Annotated in this window: 16 protein-coding genes; 10 read left to right on the forward strand and 6 right to left on the reverse strand. The window is 39.9% G+C overall.

The genetic code is table 11. The features are described 5' to 3' along the window. Position 1: 1 nt before the first annotated feature. Together macA and ACIPUA_RS20355 are read right to left on the reverse strand one after the other, a co-directional pair. Complete coding sequence (macA, locus tag ACIPUA_RS20350) at positions 2 to 1,108, reverse strand: macrolide transporter subunit MacA (protein ID WP_449060086.1); 1,107 nt, start codon at positions 1,106 to 1,108, stop codon at positions 2 to 4. Positions 1,109 to 1,319: 211 nt separating this feature from the next. Continuing rightward, the gene (locus tag ACIPUA_RS20355) at positions 1,320 to 2,984 is read right to left on the reverse strand and encodes an ATP-dependent nuclease (protein ID WP_042846521.1); all 1,665 of its coding nucleotides are present in this window, start codon (positions 2,982 to 2,984) and stop codon (positions 1,320 to 1,322) included. 391 nt (positions 2,985 to 3,375) lie between these two features. On the opposite strand from ACIPUA_RS20355, the gene ACIPUA_RS20360 reads away from it, so the two are divergent. The 6 genes from ACIPUA_RS20360 (at position 3,376) to artM (ending at position 8,815) form a co-directional block, all read left to right on the forward strand. Then, a complete protein-coding gene (locus ACIPUA_RS20360; protein ID WP_042846522.1) occupies positions 3,376 to 4,275 on the forward strand; it encodes a lysine exporter LysO family protein in 900 nt (299 codons plus the stop codon). 51 nt (positions 4,276 to 4,326) lie between these two features. After that, positions 4,327 to 5,808 carry a DUF2867 domain-containing protein gene (locus ACIPUA_RS20365; RefSeq protein ID WP_042846523.1) on the forward strand — a complete coding sequence of 494 codons (1,482 nt, stop codon included), beginning with the start codon at positions 4,327 to 4,329 and terminating at the stop codon, positions 5,806 to 5,808. 98 nt (positions 5,809 to 5,906) lie between these two features. Further along, on the forward strand, positions 5,907 to 6,635 hold the full coding sequence (gene artP / locus ACIPUA_RS20370; protein WP_042846524.1) for an arginine ABC transporter ATP-binding protein ArtP: 729 nt from the start codon (positions 5,907 to 5,909) through the stop codon (positions 6,633 to 6,635). A gap of 18 nt (positions 6,636 to 6,653) precedes the next feature. Next, positions 6,654 to 7,397 (forward strand): arginine ABC transporter substrate-binding protein, encoded by a 744-nt coding sequence (gene artJ, locus ACIPUA_RS20375; RefSeq protein WP_042846525.1) that lies wholly within the window; start codon positions 6,654 to 6,656, stop codon positions 7,395 to 7,397. Between the two features lie 12 nt (positions 7,398 to 7,409). Beyond that, positions 7,410 to 8,150 (forward strand): arginine ABC transporter permease ArtQ, encoded by a 741-nt coding sequence (gene artQ, locus ACIPUA_RS20380; protein WP_042846526.1) that lies wholly within the window; start codon positions 7,410 to 7,412, stop codon positions 8,148 to 8,150. Next, positions 8,147 to 8,815 (forward strand): arginine ABC transporter permease ArtM, encoded by a 669-nt coding sequence (gene artM, locus ACIPUA_RS20385; RefSeq protein WP_048606531.1) that lies wholly within the window; start codon positions 8,147 to 8,149, stop codon positions 8,813 to 8,815. Before artQ ends, artM begins: the two co-directional genes overlap by 4 nt. Before the next feature lie 128 nt (positions 8,816 to 8,943). Here the strand turns inward: artM and rlmC are convergent, their stop codons facing one another. The 3 genes from rlmC to ACIPUA_RS20400 form a co-directional block, all read right to left on the reverse strand. Further along, positions 8,944 to 10,071, reverse strand: a complete 1,128-nt coding sequence (gene rlmC / locus ACIPUA_RS20390) for a 23S rRNA (uracil(747)-C(5))-methyltransferase RlmC (protein WP_449060087.1) — start codon at positions 10,069 to 10,071, stop codon at positions 8,944 to 8,946. 9 nt (positions 10,072 to 10,080) lie between these two features. After that, positions 10,081 to 10,599, reverse strand: coding sequence for a YbjN domain-containing protein (locus tag ACIPUA_RS20395; protein ID WP_042846530.1), 519 nt, complete (start codon positions 10,597 to 10,599; stop codon positions 10,081 to 10,083). 136 nt (positions 10,600 to 10,735) lie between these two features. Further along, positions 10,736 to 11,062 (reverse strand): YbjC family protein, encoded by a 327-nt coding sequence (locus tag ACIPUA_RS20400; RefSeq protein ID WP_042846531.1) that lies wholly within the window; start codon positions 11,060 to 11,062, stop codon positions 10,736 to 10,738. A 159-nt stretch (positions 11,063 to 11,221) separates the two neighbouring features. Between ACIPUA_RS20400 and ACIPUA_RS20405 the strand changes: the two genes are divergently transcribed. Next, complete coding sequence (locus ACIPUA_RS20405) at positions 11,222 to 11,485, forward strand: GrxA family glutaredoxin (RefSeq protein WP_042846532.1); 264 nt, start codon at positions 11,222 to 11,224, stop codon at positions 11,483 to 11,485. A gap of 246 nt (positions 11,486 to 11,731) precedes the next feature. Here ACIPUA_RS20405 and ACIPUA_RS20410 read toward each other — a convergent pair whose 3' ends face one another. Further along, complete coding sequence (locus ACIPUA_RS20410) at positions 11,732 to 12,160, reverse strand: secondary thiamine-phosphate synthase enzyme YjbQ (RefSeq protein WP_042846533.1); 429 nt, start codon at positions 12,158 to 12,160, stop codon at positions 11,732 to 11,734. Between the two features lie 202 nt (positions 12,161 to 12,362). On the opposite strand from ACIPUA_RS20410, the gene ybjG reads away from it, so the two are divergent. The 3 genes from ybjG (at position 12,363) to ACIPUA_RS20425 (ending at position 16,580) form a co-directional block, all read left to right on the forward strand. Then, positions 12,363 to 12,971: an undecaprenyl-diphosphate phosphatase gene (gene ybjG, locus ACIPUA_RS20415; RefSeq protein ID WP_042846534.1), complete on the forward strand. Its 609-nt coding sequence runs from the start codon at positions 12,363 to 12,365 to the stop codon at positions 12,969 to 12,971. 850 nt (positions 12,972 to 13,821) lie between these two features. Further along, positions 13,822 to 15,138, forward strand: coding sequence for a serine/threonine transporter (locus ACIPUA_RS20420; protein ID WP_042846536.1), 1,317 nt, complete (start codon positions 13,822 to 13,824; stop codon positions 15,136 to 15,138). 74 nt (positions 15,139 to 15,212) lie between these two features. Next, on the forward strand, positions 15,213 to 16,580 hold the full coding sequence (locus tag ACIPUA_RS20425) for an L-serine ammonia-lyase (RefSeq protein WP_048606527.1): 1,368 nt from the start codon (positions 15,213 to 15,215) through the stop codon (positions 16,578 to 16,580). Positions 16,581 to 16,594: the final 14 nt, after the last annotated feature.

A 16,594-nucleotide genomic window follows, 5' to 3' on the forward strand; every position in this document is an offset into this window, starting at 1 on the left:
TTTAGTTCTCCGTGTCACTGTGCCCAATGATCACTTTGTCACCATCATTTAACCCCTTGACGACCTCCACATACACATCATTACGGCTACCAATCTCAATTTGTTTTTTCTCTACTTTATTACCTTGCAGAATATCTACCTCATAAGTTTGTGGCGAAATTTGATCTCCCAATGCAGATAGAGGCAATAACAAAACGTTCTTACGTGAGTCTAATTCGATTTTGACCTGTGCCGTCATTTGTAATTTTAATAAATGTTGTGGGTTAGGCACTTCAAACCGCGCATAATAGAAAATAGCATCATTGATTTTTTCAGGTGTCGGCAGTATATCCTTTAGCTGGCCTGAAAATTTTTTATCTGGTGCGCCAAGCACCGTAAACGATGCCCCTTGCCCTGGCTCTAAGTAAATTACGTCAGCTTCAGAGACTTCAGCTTTCACCAACATAGTATCCAAATCAGCAAGCGTTAAAATGGTTGGTGCCTCTTGGGCTGCGATTACTGTTTGCCCTTGTAATGTTTTAATAAAAGTAACAATACCGTCCATTGGTGCAGTAATTTGCGTGTATTTTAGGTTCGTTTTCGCGGTGTCTAAAGTGGCTTGGTTACGTTTAATTTGCGCTTGATAAGTCGCGACTTGGGCTTTTTTTACTTCAACGTCGGTTTTTGCTTTGTCTAAATCTTGTTGTGCAACCGCTTGTAACTTTGCCAAGCTAACATGACGCTGGTACGTGACTTGTGCCAAACGCAACTCAGCTTGAGCTAAGGAAAGGTTAGCTTCTAACTCGCGAGTCGTTGCTTCGGATTCAATCACATCATTTTGGGCTTTTTTAGGGTCAATAACGGCAAGTAAGTCACCTTTTTTGACGTAATCGCCTTCTTTAACATATAACGTTTGTAGCTGACCACTTACTTGGGCTCCGACATCAACTTTACGTACCGCATCGAGTTTACCTGTAGCGAGAACTTGCTTATCCAAATCGCCTCGAGTGACATCAACGGTCTGAAAAACTTCTGGATCGTTATCATTAAAGAGAAACCCAGCGATACCAGCGGCAACAATAATTATCACCAAATAAAGAGGCCACTTTTTTTTAGGCTTTACCTTCATTTATACCTGCTTCCTATGAACAAAAAGAGGGCTGCGCCCTCTAAAATAACTTACTGTAAGATAACAATAATGTTTCAACTTAACATATTGGCTTAATTCAATATGTTCATAATATATAACTTAAGTTATCAATTGATTAAACACATAGCAGGCTAAACTTTTCCTAGGTTAAATAATCAATCAACAACATACCTATTTTTGTTATCTCAGCTTAATTAGCTTTTCCCCTTGCAAGCCATGCAACACGAGAAAACATATTTTTCAGTTGCAGTGGAATGCTATCAGGCCCTAACTCTGCCGCCCGATTTACGGTGGCTAAGGCTAAATCAGGTTTTGAAGTACGGGAAATCGCTTTAATGATCACCCGTCTGGTTGAGACTTTTGCATTATCAGGAATATCTGCAATTTCATGATATAGGCTTCTGAACCCTTCGCGATATAGGAAATGTTCCATATCTGGAGCGGTTAACATCGTTAGCCTATCCCTATCTGGCGAATTGATTTTATTCGCATAATGCGTTGCAGTAGCGGCATATTTACGCCCCGCTTCATCACCATCCGTCAACACATGCCATTCAATCCCCATTTTATTGGCAAATTTCAACAGCGGCTTCAAGCCACTTTGTGCAAACGCAATAACTTTAATGCCTTCCGTTTCAAAGTAATAATGACATTGGCTTGCAAACTCGCTCATTAGCCAAATTTCAGTTTCCCCTTCAACCAATAACCAACAACGAGCAAAAAGTGCAGATGGCCGGTTAAATCGAATATGGAAAGAGATTTTACGTAACTCTTCAGGGCTTAAATCATTTTGATTTAAACGATAAGCAGATACTTTATTCGTATTGCGCACCAAACGACACAAATCTTCCAAAGGCGCCAGTGAAAGTAGCTCACCTGAATTGGTTGTCGTGATACGTTGAAGTGAAAACAGGCTAAATAACCCCCAAGCAATAGAGAGCATAATCGGATGTAGTCGAGTTTCAGGGTCTTCAACAATAATCAATGGCCTCGCATGTTTATCTAAGTGAATATTACCTTTGGCTTGTAATAATGAATAAAACATCCCTAAGATAATTAAACGGATATTTCGTTGGTTTGGTTTTGCGATAAGACGATTAATATTGTCCAGTGCTTTCCAACCTTGTTTGCGAGGTTGAATATTTATGAGTGAATTGTCTGTCTTAATAATATGTGCAGTTTGCCCTGAAAAATAATGGCTCAATAATTGCTGCATTGCATCGATACCCGCCCCTAAATCATCATCACTCAGGCGCTCAGGGTTCTTAACTAACGCACTTGTTAATTCCTTAATATGAGCATTAAACATATCCCGCATTTCTTTTTGCCCAGTCACTATTATTTCTGGGTTAATCGACTGTAAGAAACGAGCATCTCGTAAACGGATAACGGGGTACAGCCGAACAATTTCTTTTATGTATTTCCCTACATTATCCAAGGATAATTTATTACCACCTGAATTTAAGAAGCTTTTATCAACCACGACAGTATTGTCATCTTTGAGTTCAGCACTCACTCGGTAAAAAATATGCTTAAGGTCATCACCATTATCGACCCAAACGGAGCTAAGATTATGGAAACGATATGACTGATGCCGGCCTTTACGGCGCTCACAAAATTTTAAAACAATCTGTAATGAACGATAACGTGAATCATCATTCCCTGCTGGATGATGAAAGTCATGTAAAGTGAATTGATAATCTTTATGCTCGGGGGAGAGAAGAATATCAAGAGCATCAAGTAAACTGGATTTACCCCATGAGTTCTCACCGATTAAAACTGTGCTGTTATTAAGTTCTAAAGACAGCCGGTTAATCCCTCTAAATCCATATATTTCCACACGTTCCAGATACATATCTCTCTCCTTGGAATATTTTTAATTCACTTGGAACCACCAGTACAAGATAGCGCCAATGATTGAGCATACTAAAGGACAATATTTAGAGCTTACCGATTAAGCTTGTTTATTACTATATATATGTACGAGAAATAAAAAATCTTCACAACAAAACAGCTAACTGTATTGAGCATCTAATTGCAGTGTTATAAAATAGTAAAACTTTTATTTTTAGTATTTTTAACTTGCTTTTCGATGAATTAACCAATAAAAAATTTTATGGCGAAAAGCCCTTTTAGTACGGTGCGTTAAATCAGGTTTGTGCTGCGATAACTTAAATAAAGAAAAATAAGCATAACGCCTTGTTTATATTTACCTAGTCGATGGGATAACCTCTAAGGATGCGGCCATGTATTCAGGACTTTTAATTATTCTTCTACCGTTAACTTTCGGTTATCTTATTCCTATAAAAAACAAACAAATACTCCATCGTGTCCATCAATCATTGAACTCAATGGTGTATGTTATTTTATTTTTAATGGGTATTACGCTTGCACTGCTCGAAAACTTAAGTGTTCACTTAATTTCTATTTTAATTTATGCCGTTACCTTCTTTGCCTGTATATTTTCACTAAATGTTATCTCGCTGTTATTGTTAGATAAACTTGACCCTTGGAAAATTCCTCAGCATAAACAAGAAAAACCTCCTTCACGCCTCAAGATGGTATTCGAATCCTTACAGCTCTGCGGTGTACTGCTTTTAGGGTTTGTTGTTGGGCTAACTGGCTTTGATTTTCTACACTATGCAGATAAAGGCAGCCAGTTAGCGTTGATGCTACTGCTTTTATTGGTTGGGATTCAGCTACGTAATAGCGGCATGAGCATCAAGCAAATTTTAATTAACCGCAGAGGCACAACAATTGCCTTCGTGATGGCAGTCAGTGCGTTGGCTGGTGGCGCGCTTGCTGCATTTTTATTAGGTATTCCTGTTAAAATGGGGCTAGCTCTTGCTTCTGGGTTCGGTTGGTATTCCTTGACGGGGATTGTCTTAACCGATGCTTACGGCCCTGTAATGGGAAGTGCAGCATTCTTCAACGACTTAGCTCGTGAACTTGCTGCAATTATGTTGATACCAATGATTATTAACCGTTATCGCTCAACCGCACTGGGTATTTGTGGCTCAACCTCAATGGATTTTACCCTCCCCGTTTTGCAACGTAGCGGTGGGGTGTCTATTGTCCCAGCAGCCATTGTTCATGGCTTCGTACTTAGTCTTATTACGCCAATTCTTATGGCCTTCTTTACATAGGTAAAATTTCAGTCACAATAGCGGTTAATTTGCGTGAAACAGGAAATTAACATGACAGATAAACAACGTGTTTTAGTGTTGGGCGCTAGCGGCTATATTGGGCAAAACCTAATTCCCCAGCTGATTGAACAAGGATATGACGTTATTGCTGGGGCTCGTCGTGTTGATTGGATGCTATCTCAAGGTTGGCATGATACCCAATGCATTTATGTTGACCTTCACGACCCCGAAACTTTAAAAGGGGTAATGGAAGATATCGACATTGTTTATTTCCTAGTACACAGCATGGCAGACCAAGCTAATCTGGTTGAGCGGGAACGCGCAGCAGCACGTAATGTACAACAGGCTCTTGAAGGCTCTAATGTTAAGCATATTATCTATCTTAGCGCATTGCAGCACGGCCATACCTATTCACCACACCTTATCGCAAGGCGTTTAACCGGCGATATCTTGCGTGAAAGTCATATCCCTGTGACTGAAATCCGTTCTTCTATTATTGTTGGGCCAGGTTCAGCAGCCTTCGAAATTATGCGGGATATGGTTTATAACTTGGCTATTTTAACCCCACCACGCTGGGTGCGTTCAAAATCATCTCCAATCGCCCTATCCAATATTCTATATTATTTAACACAACTGGCAAAAACGCCGGTAACAGAAAGCCGAATTTTCGATGCAGGCGGCCCTGAATATATAAGCTACCAAGAGCTATTCAAAAGATTTATCAAAGTCAGCGGTAAACGCCGTTTGCTGATCCCTATCCCAATTCCAATTAGTATGATTTCGGTGCATTTTATTAGCCTTATCACCTCAGTACCACCTTCAATTGCTAAGGAGCTAATCCAAGGCTTACAACATGACCTTCCTGCTGATGATAAAGCACTACGCGAGTTGATCCCTCAAACCTTAATTTCTTTCGATGACGCAGTCAGGGCAACCTTAGCGGAAGAAGCGGATGCCGTCGATAATGCAGATTGGGGATACGACCCTGAAGTTCGCAAGCGTTGGCGACCGGGCTATGGTTTTTATCCAAAACAAGCAGGTGCAACGCTTGGTACCATCGCTAGCAGCGAATCTCTTTGGCATGTCGTTCAACAAATTGGTGGCAAAGATGGTTATTTTTATGCCAACGGCCTTTGGAAAACCCGCGCCATCATGGATGATATGATGTTGAATAAAATTAAATATGGGCGTCCCAATCGCGAAGAGCTGCAACTTGGCGATGAAATAGATGGTTGGCGTGTCATAAACCTTGAACCTAATAAGCAACTTAGTTTGCTATTTGGTATGAAGGCACCGGGCCTTGGGCGGCTGACATTTACTATTCATGATAGCGGTAACCGCCGCTCAATTGATGTTAGAGCTTGGTGGCACCCAGCTGGCTTCTGTGGTCTGCTTTATTGGTTTGCCATGATGCCAGCACACTTATTTATTTTTAAAGGTATGGCGAAGCGAATTAGTGAACTGGCTTTTGAACGGGATAAACAACTCGCTAAGCAACAGCCGATAGAGCATCCAACTGAGAAAACAGAATAATTTTAGCGTAAAAACCAAATTTTTATGCATAAATTATTGCATAAATATGCTCATGGGATTAATATCGCAGGTAGTGAAAAAAGATATTATTGGTAAGCATGAGCATTCAATTAAAAAACATCAACTGTTTCTATGGTTCCCATCAGGCTCTCTTTGATATCAATCTAGAGTGTTCTGCAGGTGAGACCATGGTATTACTCGGGCCAAGTGGAGCAGGTAAAAGCTCTTTACTGCGTGTTCTCAATTTATTGGAAATGCCACGTTCTGGCCATTTAAATATTGTCGGTCAGCAATTTGACTTTTCATCGGTACCCGATGCGAAATCTATCCGTGAATTGCGTCAAAATGTCGGCATGGTATTCCAACAATATAACCTGTGGCCTCACTTGAATGTGATGGATAACCTAATTGAAGCCCCTTGCCGTGTATTAAAGTTATCGAAACAAGAAGCACAAAGTAAAGCGGCTAAGCTGTTAGAACGCCTACGTTTATCTCAATTTGCTGACCGCTATCCTTTACATTTATCTGGTGGTCAACAACAACGTGTTGCAATTGCAAGGGCGCTTATGATGGAGCCTAAGGTTCTGTTGTTTGATGAACCAACGGCTGCGCTTGACCCTGAAATAACCGCACAGGTTGTCGATATTATCCGCGAATTATCAGCAACAGGCATTACACAAGTTATCGTGACTCATGAAGTAGAAATTGCACGTAAAACCGCTAGCCGTGTAGTGTACATGGAAAACGGTCATATTGTAGAACAAGGAGACGCCAGCCATTTTGCGGCGCCTCAAACTGAAGCATTTGCAAATTATCTGTCACATTAATAGATATAGGATTAAGCAATGAAAAAAATTATATTAGCCGCGCTACTAGGCGCAGTAACCCTATCAGCAACTGCTGCAGAAAAAGAAACCATTCGTTTTGCAACGGAAGCAACTTATGCACCGTTTGAAATGTTTGATAAAAATAACCAAATTGTGGGTTTTGATGTGGATTTAGCCAATGCAATGTGCGAAAAAATGAACGCAACTTGCACATTTACTCACCAATCATTTGATAGTTTAATCCCTAGCTTGAAATTCCGTCGTTTCGAAGCATTGATGGCTGGTATCGATATTACCCCTGAGCGCCAACAACAGGTCGATTTTACTGAAACCTACTACCCTAACTCTGCTGAGTTTATCGCAGTAAAAGAAAAAATCTCTTCGGTTGATCAACTAAAAGACAAAAAAATCGGTGTGCAAAATGGGACAACTCACCAGAAATACATCATGGAACAACATAAAGGGATGACAACCGTTCCTTATGATAACTATCAATCTGCCATTTTAGATTTACAAAATGGCCGTATTGATGCTGTCTTTGGTGACACCGCTGTTGCTGATGAGTGGTTAAAAGCGAAAGGTAATGAAAACCTAACGGCTGTTGGCGAAAAAGTCACTGATCCACAATACTTCGGTATTGGTCTAGGTATTGCTGTTCGTAAAGGAAATAAAGAGCTACTGGATAAAATGAATAAAGCCTTAGCTGAAGTTAAAGCAGACGGCACTTATGATGCTATCCACAAAAAATGGTTTCAACAGTAATTGATATAATTAATGAGCAACTTTCTATTTTTAACAAGTGCCGCCGGTATCACCGTCGGCCTTGCTGTTTCTGCACTGGTTTTAGGGCTGATCCTCGCCATGTTATTTACTGCGTGGGAGTCCGTCCGTTTTAAACCTATTGCCTTTTTAGGGACTTGCTGGGTTACTTTGATCCGTGGTCTACCTGAATTACTGGTCGTGTTGTTTGTCTACTTTGGTACATTACAACTGATCAATTTGCTTGGTGATGGGTTCGATATAAACCTCGGTTTTTGGCAAACCACTATTCAAATTGACCCTAGCATTTTCTTTGCTGATAGCGGTGAATTTGATTACACCCCATTTGTCTGCGGTGTCATTGCCCTCGCCTTGTTATATGCGTCTTATGCATCACAAACATTGAGAGGAGCTTTAAAAGCAGTACCTTATGGTCAGTGGGAAGCCGGTTTTGCATTAGGTTTAAACAAACGCACTATTTTCTTTCGGTTCATTATGCCGCAAATGTGGCGCCATGCACTTCCTGGATTAGGTAACCAATGGCTTGTATTATTAAAAGATACTGCGTTAGTTTCACTCATCAGTGTTAATGATTTAATGCTACAAACAAAAACAATCGTTAATAGAACTCACGAACCTTTCACATGGTACGCCATTGTAGGGTTGATTTACCTTGCTATTACGTTAGTCAGTCAAGTTATCTTAAAACGTATTGAATTGCGTACCACTCGCTTTGAGCGAGGTGAATCAAAATGATTGATTTAATTTTAGATATTCTTCCGGGGCTACCAACCAGCTTATCACTGACGTTTAGTGCTCTTATTGTGGCTTTTCTTTTAGCGATATTATTTACTTTAATTCTCTCGCTTAAGACCCCCGTGGTTTCTCAAGCGGTTAAAGTCTATATCACGCTATTTACTGGCACGCCTTTATTGGTACAGTTTTTCTTAATATATAATGGTCCAAGCCAGTTTAAATCGTTGAAGGATTATCCAATGCTCTGGGAGTTTATCTCGACCCCATGGGTATGTGCGATGCTCGCATTAGCACTAAACAGTGCAGCGTATTCCACTTTGTTATTCCATGGCGCAGTTAAAGCCATTCCATCAGGCCAATGGCAGTCGTGCCAAGCCCTCGGGATGAGTAAAATGCAAACCATGCGTATTATTTTGCCTTATGCCTTTAAACGTTCGTTATCGTCCTATTCCAACGAAGTCGTTCTGATTTTCAAAAGTACTTCACTTGCCAGTACGATTACAATGCTAGATGTCATGGGCTACAGCCAACTGATCTTTGGGCAAAGCTGGAATGTCATGGCGTTTGTTGCTGCGGGGATTATTTATTTAGTGGTCAATGCAATTTTAACAGTGCTAATGCGTTTAATCGAGCGTAAGGCTCTAGCCTTCGAACACCGCAATTAACAAATTATAATTCAATTGGTTATATAAAAAGCTTGGGTGCCCACCAAGCTTTTTTATTCTATCGTTCTTCATTCATATTGATAATGAGACCTTAGCTCAAATATGTACGCATATTATCAACTTAAGTCTTATTTTATTTTTAATAATGTTAATACTTCAAAATGTGCAGTGTGTGGAAATAAATCAAACAGTTGTACCTTACAAACTTGATAGCCAGACAACCACTTCAAATCTTGTGCCATCGTTTTTGCATTACAGCTTGAATAGAGAATATATTCAGGTTGCATATGAGAAAGGTAATCACACAGTGCTTTACCTATTCCTCTACGTGGTGGATTGACTAAAATAAGCTGCGGAATATCCTGATTAGCAGTAGCAAAACGCGTAGAGTCGAGGGCTTTAAATTCAACATATTGTAGCCCTAGTTCATTCGCTGATTGTTGAGCACTGGCAATTGCAGGAGCACTGATTTCAATGCCAGTTAAGCGGGTCTCTTTTTCAGCGCAGTGCAACCCAAAACCCCCAACCCCACAAAACAAATCCCACAAGCTATGAATATTTAATGCTTTTACCCACTCTCTCGCGGTTTGGTATAGCTTAGCTGCAACAACAGGATTAGTTTGGAAAAAACCTTGTGGTCGAATAAACAAAGGAACTTGATTAAACTCCTCACGCAATGTGTGTTGCGGGGTTAAGAAAATCTCTTCCTCGCCTTCGAGTATTGCCATATGTACGGGCTGAATATTTGCCGTAATCACCTCAAGTTGTGGTAATTGCTCTTGTAACCAAGGCAATGCATTTTTGAGCTGAACCAGTTTTTTCTCTGAACGCAGCACAAAGCGCAGCATAAACCTACCCGCGTGTCGGCTTTGTGTTAACAAAAGATATTTCAGTTCCCCACGTTTGCGTTCAATGTTGTACGGCGTGAGCCCTGCTCGAGCGATAAAGGGGGAAAGCACACTAAAGATATCTGAAAATGAGGCGGGGTATAATGGGCAATCCGTTAGGTCGACACCGACCCCATTTTCTCCGATAATCCCGAAAATTGGCCTTTCAACACTCCCACTAACCACCATTTTCGCTTTATTACGAAAAGCGACTTGTAAGCCAGTGACGGGGGGTTGAAACTTAATAGCTTCAATTTCTGGTAATAACGCCTGTAGTTGCCCCTGCTTTGCAGCAATTTGTTGTTCTGGTGTCAGTTCTAACCATTGGCACGAGCGACATGCGCCCGTGAGGTATTTTTCACAATGCATAACAAAAAGTTAGTGAAGGATTATGGAAGGTTTATCATCATCAGGAGAAAACTCCGACTCATCTTCAGCAGAGCCGTCATCCTCACTAAAATCACCTTGATTGGCATACAAGAGATTATTACTAAAGATTTCATAAACAATAGCAGAAATTTGGTCTTCTGCTTGCTGCACAAAAAGGCAAAACTGTCGGTAAGTCATTCCTGCTTCTAAGGAAAATGATTGACTCACAACGAGTTTAGGTAAGTTTTCATCGTTAATTTCAAGAAAAACTTTAGCTGTTAATGAACTGGCATTGATTTGGCTGATATTCGCCACAAGCGTCACAATAGCCGTTGGTTTCAACTCGGCTAATGCAGACAGTACCAAAACATTATTTAAAATATCGAGCTTCGCATCAAAAATACCCTCTATGTTTTGCATATGAGGTAAATGCAATGCTGCGCAGGAATCACACTCGAAATAAGAGGTTTTGAGTTGGTCTAGCCATTCACGTAACTTTGTGATGTCAGGGTAACAAATAGAATCCATGGGCAATAAACCTTCTTCAACTCAAAATAATCATGCAATATCGGTTTGTTAGAGCCTTGATTTCACCTCTAACAGAAAAGCGAATAATTTTCACACATTGTAAGCCGAAACGCTAGCGAAACCACGTTTTTTATGGCTATTCATCGTGTTTATCATCAAAAGATTCTGGTTTTTGGCTGTGCTTTTTGGTCGATTGTTTATTATCAATCCCTAAAAAACTTAAACTATGGATAGCGCGCCAAATAATATGAATGACAGCAGGAACTAAACAGCCAATCCCAACCATAATAATCGCAATTATTACCCCTTGCTGCATTAAAGGTTCAGGTAATGTCATATAATCATTTAATGTCAGTAAAACGATTATCAGGAGTATAATTCCCACACCTTCTAATACCAAAATAGGTTTGGGCATATCCGCTAATGAGCGCATAGTCCCTTTAGATTCCGGTTTGTTACTCATTATAGTTACCTTTCCACTGTTACATCGCTATCATACTCTCTCGATTATATGTCATACCTATAGGTATAACAGGAAAATTCGACTTTTATTTCACAATTTATGTAGGCATAGTATTGAATATTACGATTAAAATTCGAGTTCAAGATAAAAGGAGATACTATGTATACTGTTATTTTTGGTCGCCCTGGCTGCCCCTATTGTGTTCGTGCGAAAGAACTTGCTGAAAAACTGAAAAATGAACGTGACGATTTTGACTACCGTTATGTCGATATCCAAGCTGAAGGCATTTCTAAAGAAGATCTGTCTAAAACTGTCGGTAAACCTGTTGAAACTGTGCCACAAATTTTTATTGATGAAACTCATATCGGCGGTTGCACTGATTTTGAAGCTTATGCAAAAGAAAATTTGGATCTATACAAATAATTAGCCCCTCAGATTTCTCTACTCAACAAGCAAAGTGGTTCACTTATTGACAAGTACTCACACTTTGCTTGTTCTTTTTGTGCTATTTCATTTAAATTTCATAAAAAAGTGCATTTTTTTTCATCTGCCTGAGAACTTTCTTTTTTAGATGGGGTCTTAATTTATGCCACTGCTTTTCTTTGATGTCCCCATATTGAGGAGCCCGATAGCCAACTCTATGTTTTCATGCTATCGGGTTTTTTGTTTCTAATCAGCAAGTTCCCCTTGTAATGTAATAATTAACCTGCGTTTTCCGCCGTAATTACGATGTTCACACAAGTAGATCCCCTGCCATGTTCCAAGATTTAAGCGCCCTTTTGTCACAGGGATAGTCAAACTAGCTCCTAATAAACTACTTTTAAGGTGCGCAGGCATATCATCACTTCCTTCATAAGTATGCTTAAAATAAGGTTCATTTTCCGGCACTGCTTTATTAAAGAAACGCTCAAAATCTTCTCTAACGGTATAATCTGCATTCTCATTGACTGTCAAAGAGGCAGATGTATGCTGAATAAAAATATTCACTAAACCAATATCGATTGAACTTAGTTCAGGCAATTGCTGAAGGATCTCCTCTGTGACTAAATGGAATCCCCTTTGTTTTGCATTGAGCTGTATTTCTTTTTGCCACCACACGATTTTTCCCCTTCCTCAACGACGCGAAAACACTTTACCGCGTTAAATAATCATTGAGTAATTGTTTAACCGCAAGTAAATTTGTCGCACAACGCTTTCAATAATAAGACAAAGGGACTTTACCTGCTAAGTCGGAAACTTTAATCTCTCCCTCTTACATGTTTGCTCTGTCTTATTTACTAACTGTCCGAGGTACTGAACTGTGCTGGAACAACTGAATCTTGATCTTTTCAATTTGATCAATGCCACACCAGAGACCGCGAGTGGAACCATTGCGCTAGCCAATGTTATTGCCAAGCGCTTAATCCTTATTTTTCCACTTTTTACTGTTGCCTGTTGGTTCTGGGGTGCCCAGCCAAATATGACCCGCCAACGTGCTTTTGCATGCAAAGCAGCGATTGCTATTGTTGTAGGTTTAGCCATTTCTTGGTTAATTGGCTATATTGCCCCACACGATCGCCCATTTGTCATGGGAATTGGAACAAACTTCTCAGATCATGAAGCCACACCATCATTTCCAAGCAACCATGGCACCATTGTCTTTACTTTCGCCTTTGCCTTCCTTTTCTGGCTAAGAACTTGGGTGGGGTTAGTGATGATGATACCGGCTATCGTGATTGCGTGGTCACGCATTTACCTAGGTGTCCATTGGCCTTTAGATATGGCAGGTGCCTTTATATTAGCAATTGTTGCCTGCGGAATTGCACAGGTTATCTGGTCTATTGGTGCAAATAAAATCCAAGAACCTATAACCCGGCTTTATAGTTTAATTTTTGGTTCTCTTATTCGCAAAGGTTGGTTCCAACCATAGTCATTAAAAAGTACTGGTGTTAATTAATACCAGTACTTTTATTCATTTTAGAAATTGAGCTAAATCAAAGTTTCTGCTTATTTTCTTCCTCTTCTTTAAAATTATTTTTAAGTATTAAACATAATTATTAAAACAATTAATTAACAAATATTTTGTTACGCTTTTTAATTATTTTTTTCGACGCAAAAAAAGTCACAAAAAATGACATGAAAATATCTATAAATAATTAATATATGATTTTATCCCCAACAAATTACCCTCTGGTTAATCACTCACTAAACCATTCCAAGAAATAAAAATATAATGTTAAATAACAACATATTACATAAGACAAAAGTCTAATTTATTGCCCTAGCATTAGAGTAAAACTTCATACTTAGATTAGCGTGGATTATATTTCAATCAGTTTAATGCTGATTATTAATATAATAATGTTTTTCCAGCAGAATTTAATTCTGTTTGTATTTAGCTTATTTAGAATTCATTAAATCAATATATAAACGTTTTAAAAAATAAACCTAACGCAAATTTTATTAACAATTTTATAAAATATAATAATTCCTTGCAAACTTGGTGGATATTTCTCTTTTGAGAGAATGATCACGGTACTTTATTCTGTTAAACTATAGATTCACACACTCAAAAACCATTTTTAAAATTTACTGATAAATTTACAAAACTGATTGAAGATAAAATTAGTATTACTTTTAGTTTTATTTCTAATCAGATTGTTACGTAAAAGAAAACGATTGTTATTTAGTAATTGTTCGTACCAAAAGATTAAAACGTCGTAACGCATTTGAACGTTACGCTTAAATGATTTTTTTGACTTTTATTTTCGGAGACTATTATGGATGCAACAAAAGTTGGTTCCATCGACAAAACAGCCTCGCAAACAGTAAACAGTAATGCTTGGCGCAAAACTGACACAGTATGGATGCTGGGTTTATATGGTACAGCTATCGGTGCTGGAGTACTGTTTTTGCCAATCAACGCAGGTATGAGCGGCTTATTACCTGTTTTATTGATGCTAGTTTTAGCCTTCCCTATGACGTTCTTTGCTCATCGCGGTTTAACTCGGTTCGTTCTTTCTGGTTCGAAACCTGACACAGATATTACTGGTGTTGTAGAAGAACACTTTGGTCGTACAGCAGGCAACTGGATCACCCTACTTTATTTCTTCGCGATCTACCCTATTTTGCTGGTTTATGGTGTATCTATCACCAATAACGTGAATAAATTCCTAACCGAATTATTAGGTGTTGGCGCGCCACCTCGCTGGTTACTTGCCTTGATCCTTGTTGGTGGTGTAATGGCGATTGTTGCTTTTGGTGAAAAATACATAGTCAAAGTCATGAGTATGCTGGTTTTCCCATTTATCGCTGTATTAGTTGCCTTTTCTTTGTATATGATCCCTCATTGGAGTGGGGATGTACTGAATACATTAACCTTTGAAGGCATCACTGAAGCCACTAAAAATACAGGTGGGCAAAGTATTTGGATCACTATTTGGTTAACAATCCCAGTGATGGTGTTTGCATTTAACCATTCTCCTATCATCTCGGCTTTCTCTGTCGCAAAACGCGAAGAATATGGCGATGCAGCGGAAAAAAAATGTTCACGTATTCTTGCTTCTGCACATGTTTTGATGGTTTTGACTGTCATGTTCTTCGTCATTAGTTGTGTGTTTACTTTATCTTCAGCAGACCTAGCACAGGCGAAAGCACAAAATATCAGTATTCTTGACTATTTATCTGGCTACTTCGATCAACCATTCATCAAATACGCAGCTGCAATTATTGCATTCATCGCAATTATTAAATCTTTCCTAGGGCACTATCTAGGTGCTCGTGAAGGTTTCAATGGCCTAGTTGAACGTGCTTATCGTGCAAAGGGTAAAACCGTTGATGTTCGTAAGCTAAACCGTGGTACCGCAATCTTCATGCTAGTCACTACATGGATAGTTGCAACATTAAACCCTGGCGTACTGGATATCATCGAAAGCCTCGGTGGGCCTGTTATCGCCATCTTATTGTTCCTGATGCCAATGTATGCCATCAACAAAGTGCCTGCAATGCGCAAATATGCCGATAAAATCAGTAATGTATTTATCGTAATTATGGGTCTAGTCGCTATCTCTGCGGCAATATATAAGTTATTCTTCTAATTGAAGCTACCAGGTCGTTATTATGAAAATAGCGACCTGATTTCAATGACTTTCTACAAAAGGAAGCACTGAATATGATTAGTGTATTTGATATCTTCAAAATAGGCATCGGCCCTTCAAGTTCCCACACTGTCGGCCCAATGAAAGCGGGCAAACAATTTGTTGATGACCTTATTCAACAAAACTTACTTACCACCACTACACGTATTGCGGTTGATGTATACGGCTCGCTTTCCCTGACAGGTAAAGGCCACGCCACAGATATGGCAATCATTATGGGGCTTGCGGGTAACTTACCCGATACTATTGATATTGACGCTATTCCTGCGTTTATGCGTAATGTCGAGCACACAGGTAAACTTCTTTTAGCCCAAGGGCAACATGAGGTCGATTTTCCGACCGAAGGTGGGATGAACTTTCATCATACCAACTTGCCGCTCCATGAAAATGGAATGACTATCACGGCATTTGCAGGTAACGAAATTCTATACACTAAAAATTACTATTCCATTGGTGGTGGCTTTATCGTTGATGAAGAGCATTTCGGCCAAGAGAATGAAAATGCAGTTCAAGTCCCTTATCCGTTTAAATATGCGGCAGATTTACAAAAGCATTGTAAGGAAACAGGTTTATCCCTTTCTGCACTGGTAATGCAAAATGAATTAGCTTTACGCAGTAAAGATGAAATTCAACATTATTTATCCTCCGTTTGGGATGTAATGAAAGCCGGTATTGAACGCGGCGTGACAACGGAGGGTTTATTACCCGGTCCATTACGTGTCCCTCGCCGTGCCGCAGCACTACGCCGCCAACTTGTCACAACCGATAGCACAAACACAGACCCTATGGCGGTCATTGATTGGATCAACATGTTTGCTCTTGCCGTCAATGAAGAAAACGCTGCCGGTGGCCGCGTTGTAACAGCTCCAACTAACGGCGCCTGTGGCATAGTCCCCGCCGTGTTAGCCTATTATGATAAATTCATTCGCCCTGTGAATGAGAACTCCTACACTCGGTATTTTTTAGTCTCAGGGGTTATCGGTGCTCTATATAAAATGAACGCATCGATTTCAGGTGCTGAAGTTGGTTGCCAAGGGGAAGTTGGTGTTGCTTGTTCAATGGCGGCTGCAGGTCTCGCAGAGTTAATGGGCGGTAGCCCTGAGCAAGTGTGTATCGCCGCGGAAATTGCGATGGAACATAATTTAGGGTTAACTTGTGACCCCGTTGGCGGGCAAGTTCAGGTCCCTTGTATTGAACGAAATGCAATCGCGTCGGTGAAAGCAGTTAATGCGGCGCGTATGGCATTACGGCGAGTCAGTGACCCGCGTGTTTGCCTTGATAAAGTTATTGAAACGATGTATGAAACAGGCAAAGACATTAACGCAAAATACCGTGAAACCTCCCAAGGCGGGCTAGCCATTAAACTGGCACACTGCGAATAAATACTTGTATACAC

The sequence above is a fragment of the Providencia sp. AGC89 genome (assembly GCF_053543535.1).

What these genes read in the sequence shown, in the direction of transcription:
- macA (WP_449060086.1), bottom strand. Translation starts at nt 1,108, where the DNA reads ATGAAGGTAAAGCCTAAAAAAAAGTGGCCTCTTTATTTGGTGATAATT.
- ACIPUA_RS20355 (WP_042846521.1), bottom strand. Translation starts at nt 2,984, where the DNA reads ATGTATCTGGAACGTGTGGAAATATATGGATTTAGAGGGATTAACCGG.
- ACIPUA_RS20360 (WP_042846522.1), top strand. Translation starts at nt 3,376, where the DNA reads ATGTATTCAGGACTTTTAATTATTCTTCTACCGTTAACTTTCGGTTAT.
- ACIPUA_RS20365 (WP_042846523.1), top strand. Translation starts at nt 4,327, where the DNA reads ATGACAGATAAACAACGTGTTTTAGTGTTGGGCGCTAGCGGCTATATT.
- artP (WP_042846524.1), top strand. Translation starts at nt 5,907, where the DNA reads ATGAGCATTCAATTAAAAAACATCAACTGTTTCTATGGTTCCCATCAG.
- artJ (WP_042846525.1), top strand. Translation starts at nt 6,654, where the DNA reads ATGAAAAAAATTATATTAGCCGCGCTACTAGGCGCAGTAACCCTATCA.
- artQ (WP_042846526.1), top strand. Translation starts at nt 7,410, where the DNA reads ATGAGCAACTTTCTATTTTTAACAAGTGCCGCCGGTATCACCGTCGGC.
- artM (WP_048606531.1), top strand. Translation starts at nt 8,147, where the DNA reads ATGATTGATTTAATTTTAGATATTCTTCCGGGGCTACCAACCAGCTTA.
- rlmC (WP_449060087.1), bottom strand. Translation starts at nt 10,071, where the DNA reads ATGCATTGTGAAAAATACCTCACGGGCGCATGTCGCTCGTGCCAATGG.
- ACIPUA_RS20395 (WP_042846530.1), bottom strand. Translation starts at nt 10,599, where the DNA reads ATGGATTCTATTTGTTACCCTGACATCACAAAGTTACGTGAATGGCTA.
- ACIPUA_RS20400 (WP_042846531.1), bottom strand. Translation starts at nt 11,062, where the DNA reads ATGAGTAACAAACCGGAATCTAAAGGGACTATGCGCTCATTAGCGGAT.
- ACIPUA_RS20405 (WP_042846532.1), top strand. Translation starts at nt 11,222, where the DNA reads ATGTATACTGTTATTTTTGGTCGCCCTGGCTGCCCCTATTGTGTTCGT.
- ACIPUA_RS20420 (WP_042846536.1), top strand. Translation starts at nt 13,822, where the DNA reads ATGGATGCAACAAAAGTTGGTTCCATCGACAAAACAGCCTCGCAAACA.
- ACIPUA_RS20425 (WP_048606527.1), top strand. Translation starts at nt 15,213, where the DNA reads ATGATTAGTGTATTTGATATCTTCAAAATAGGCATCGGCCCTTCAAGT.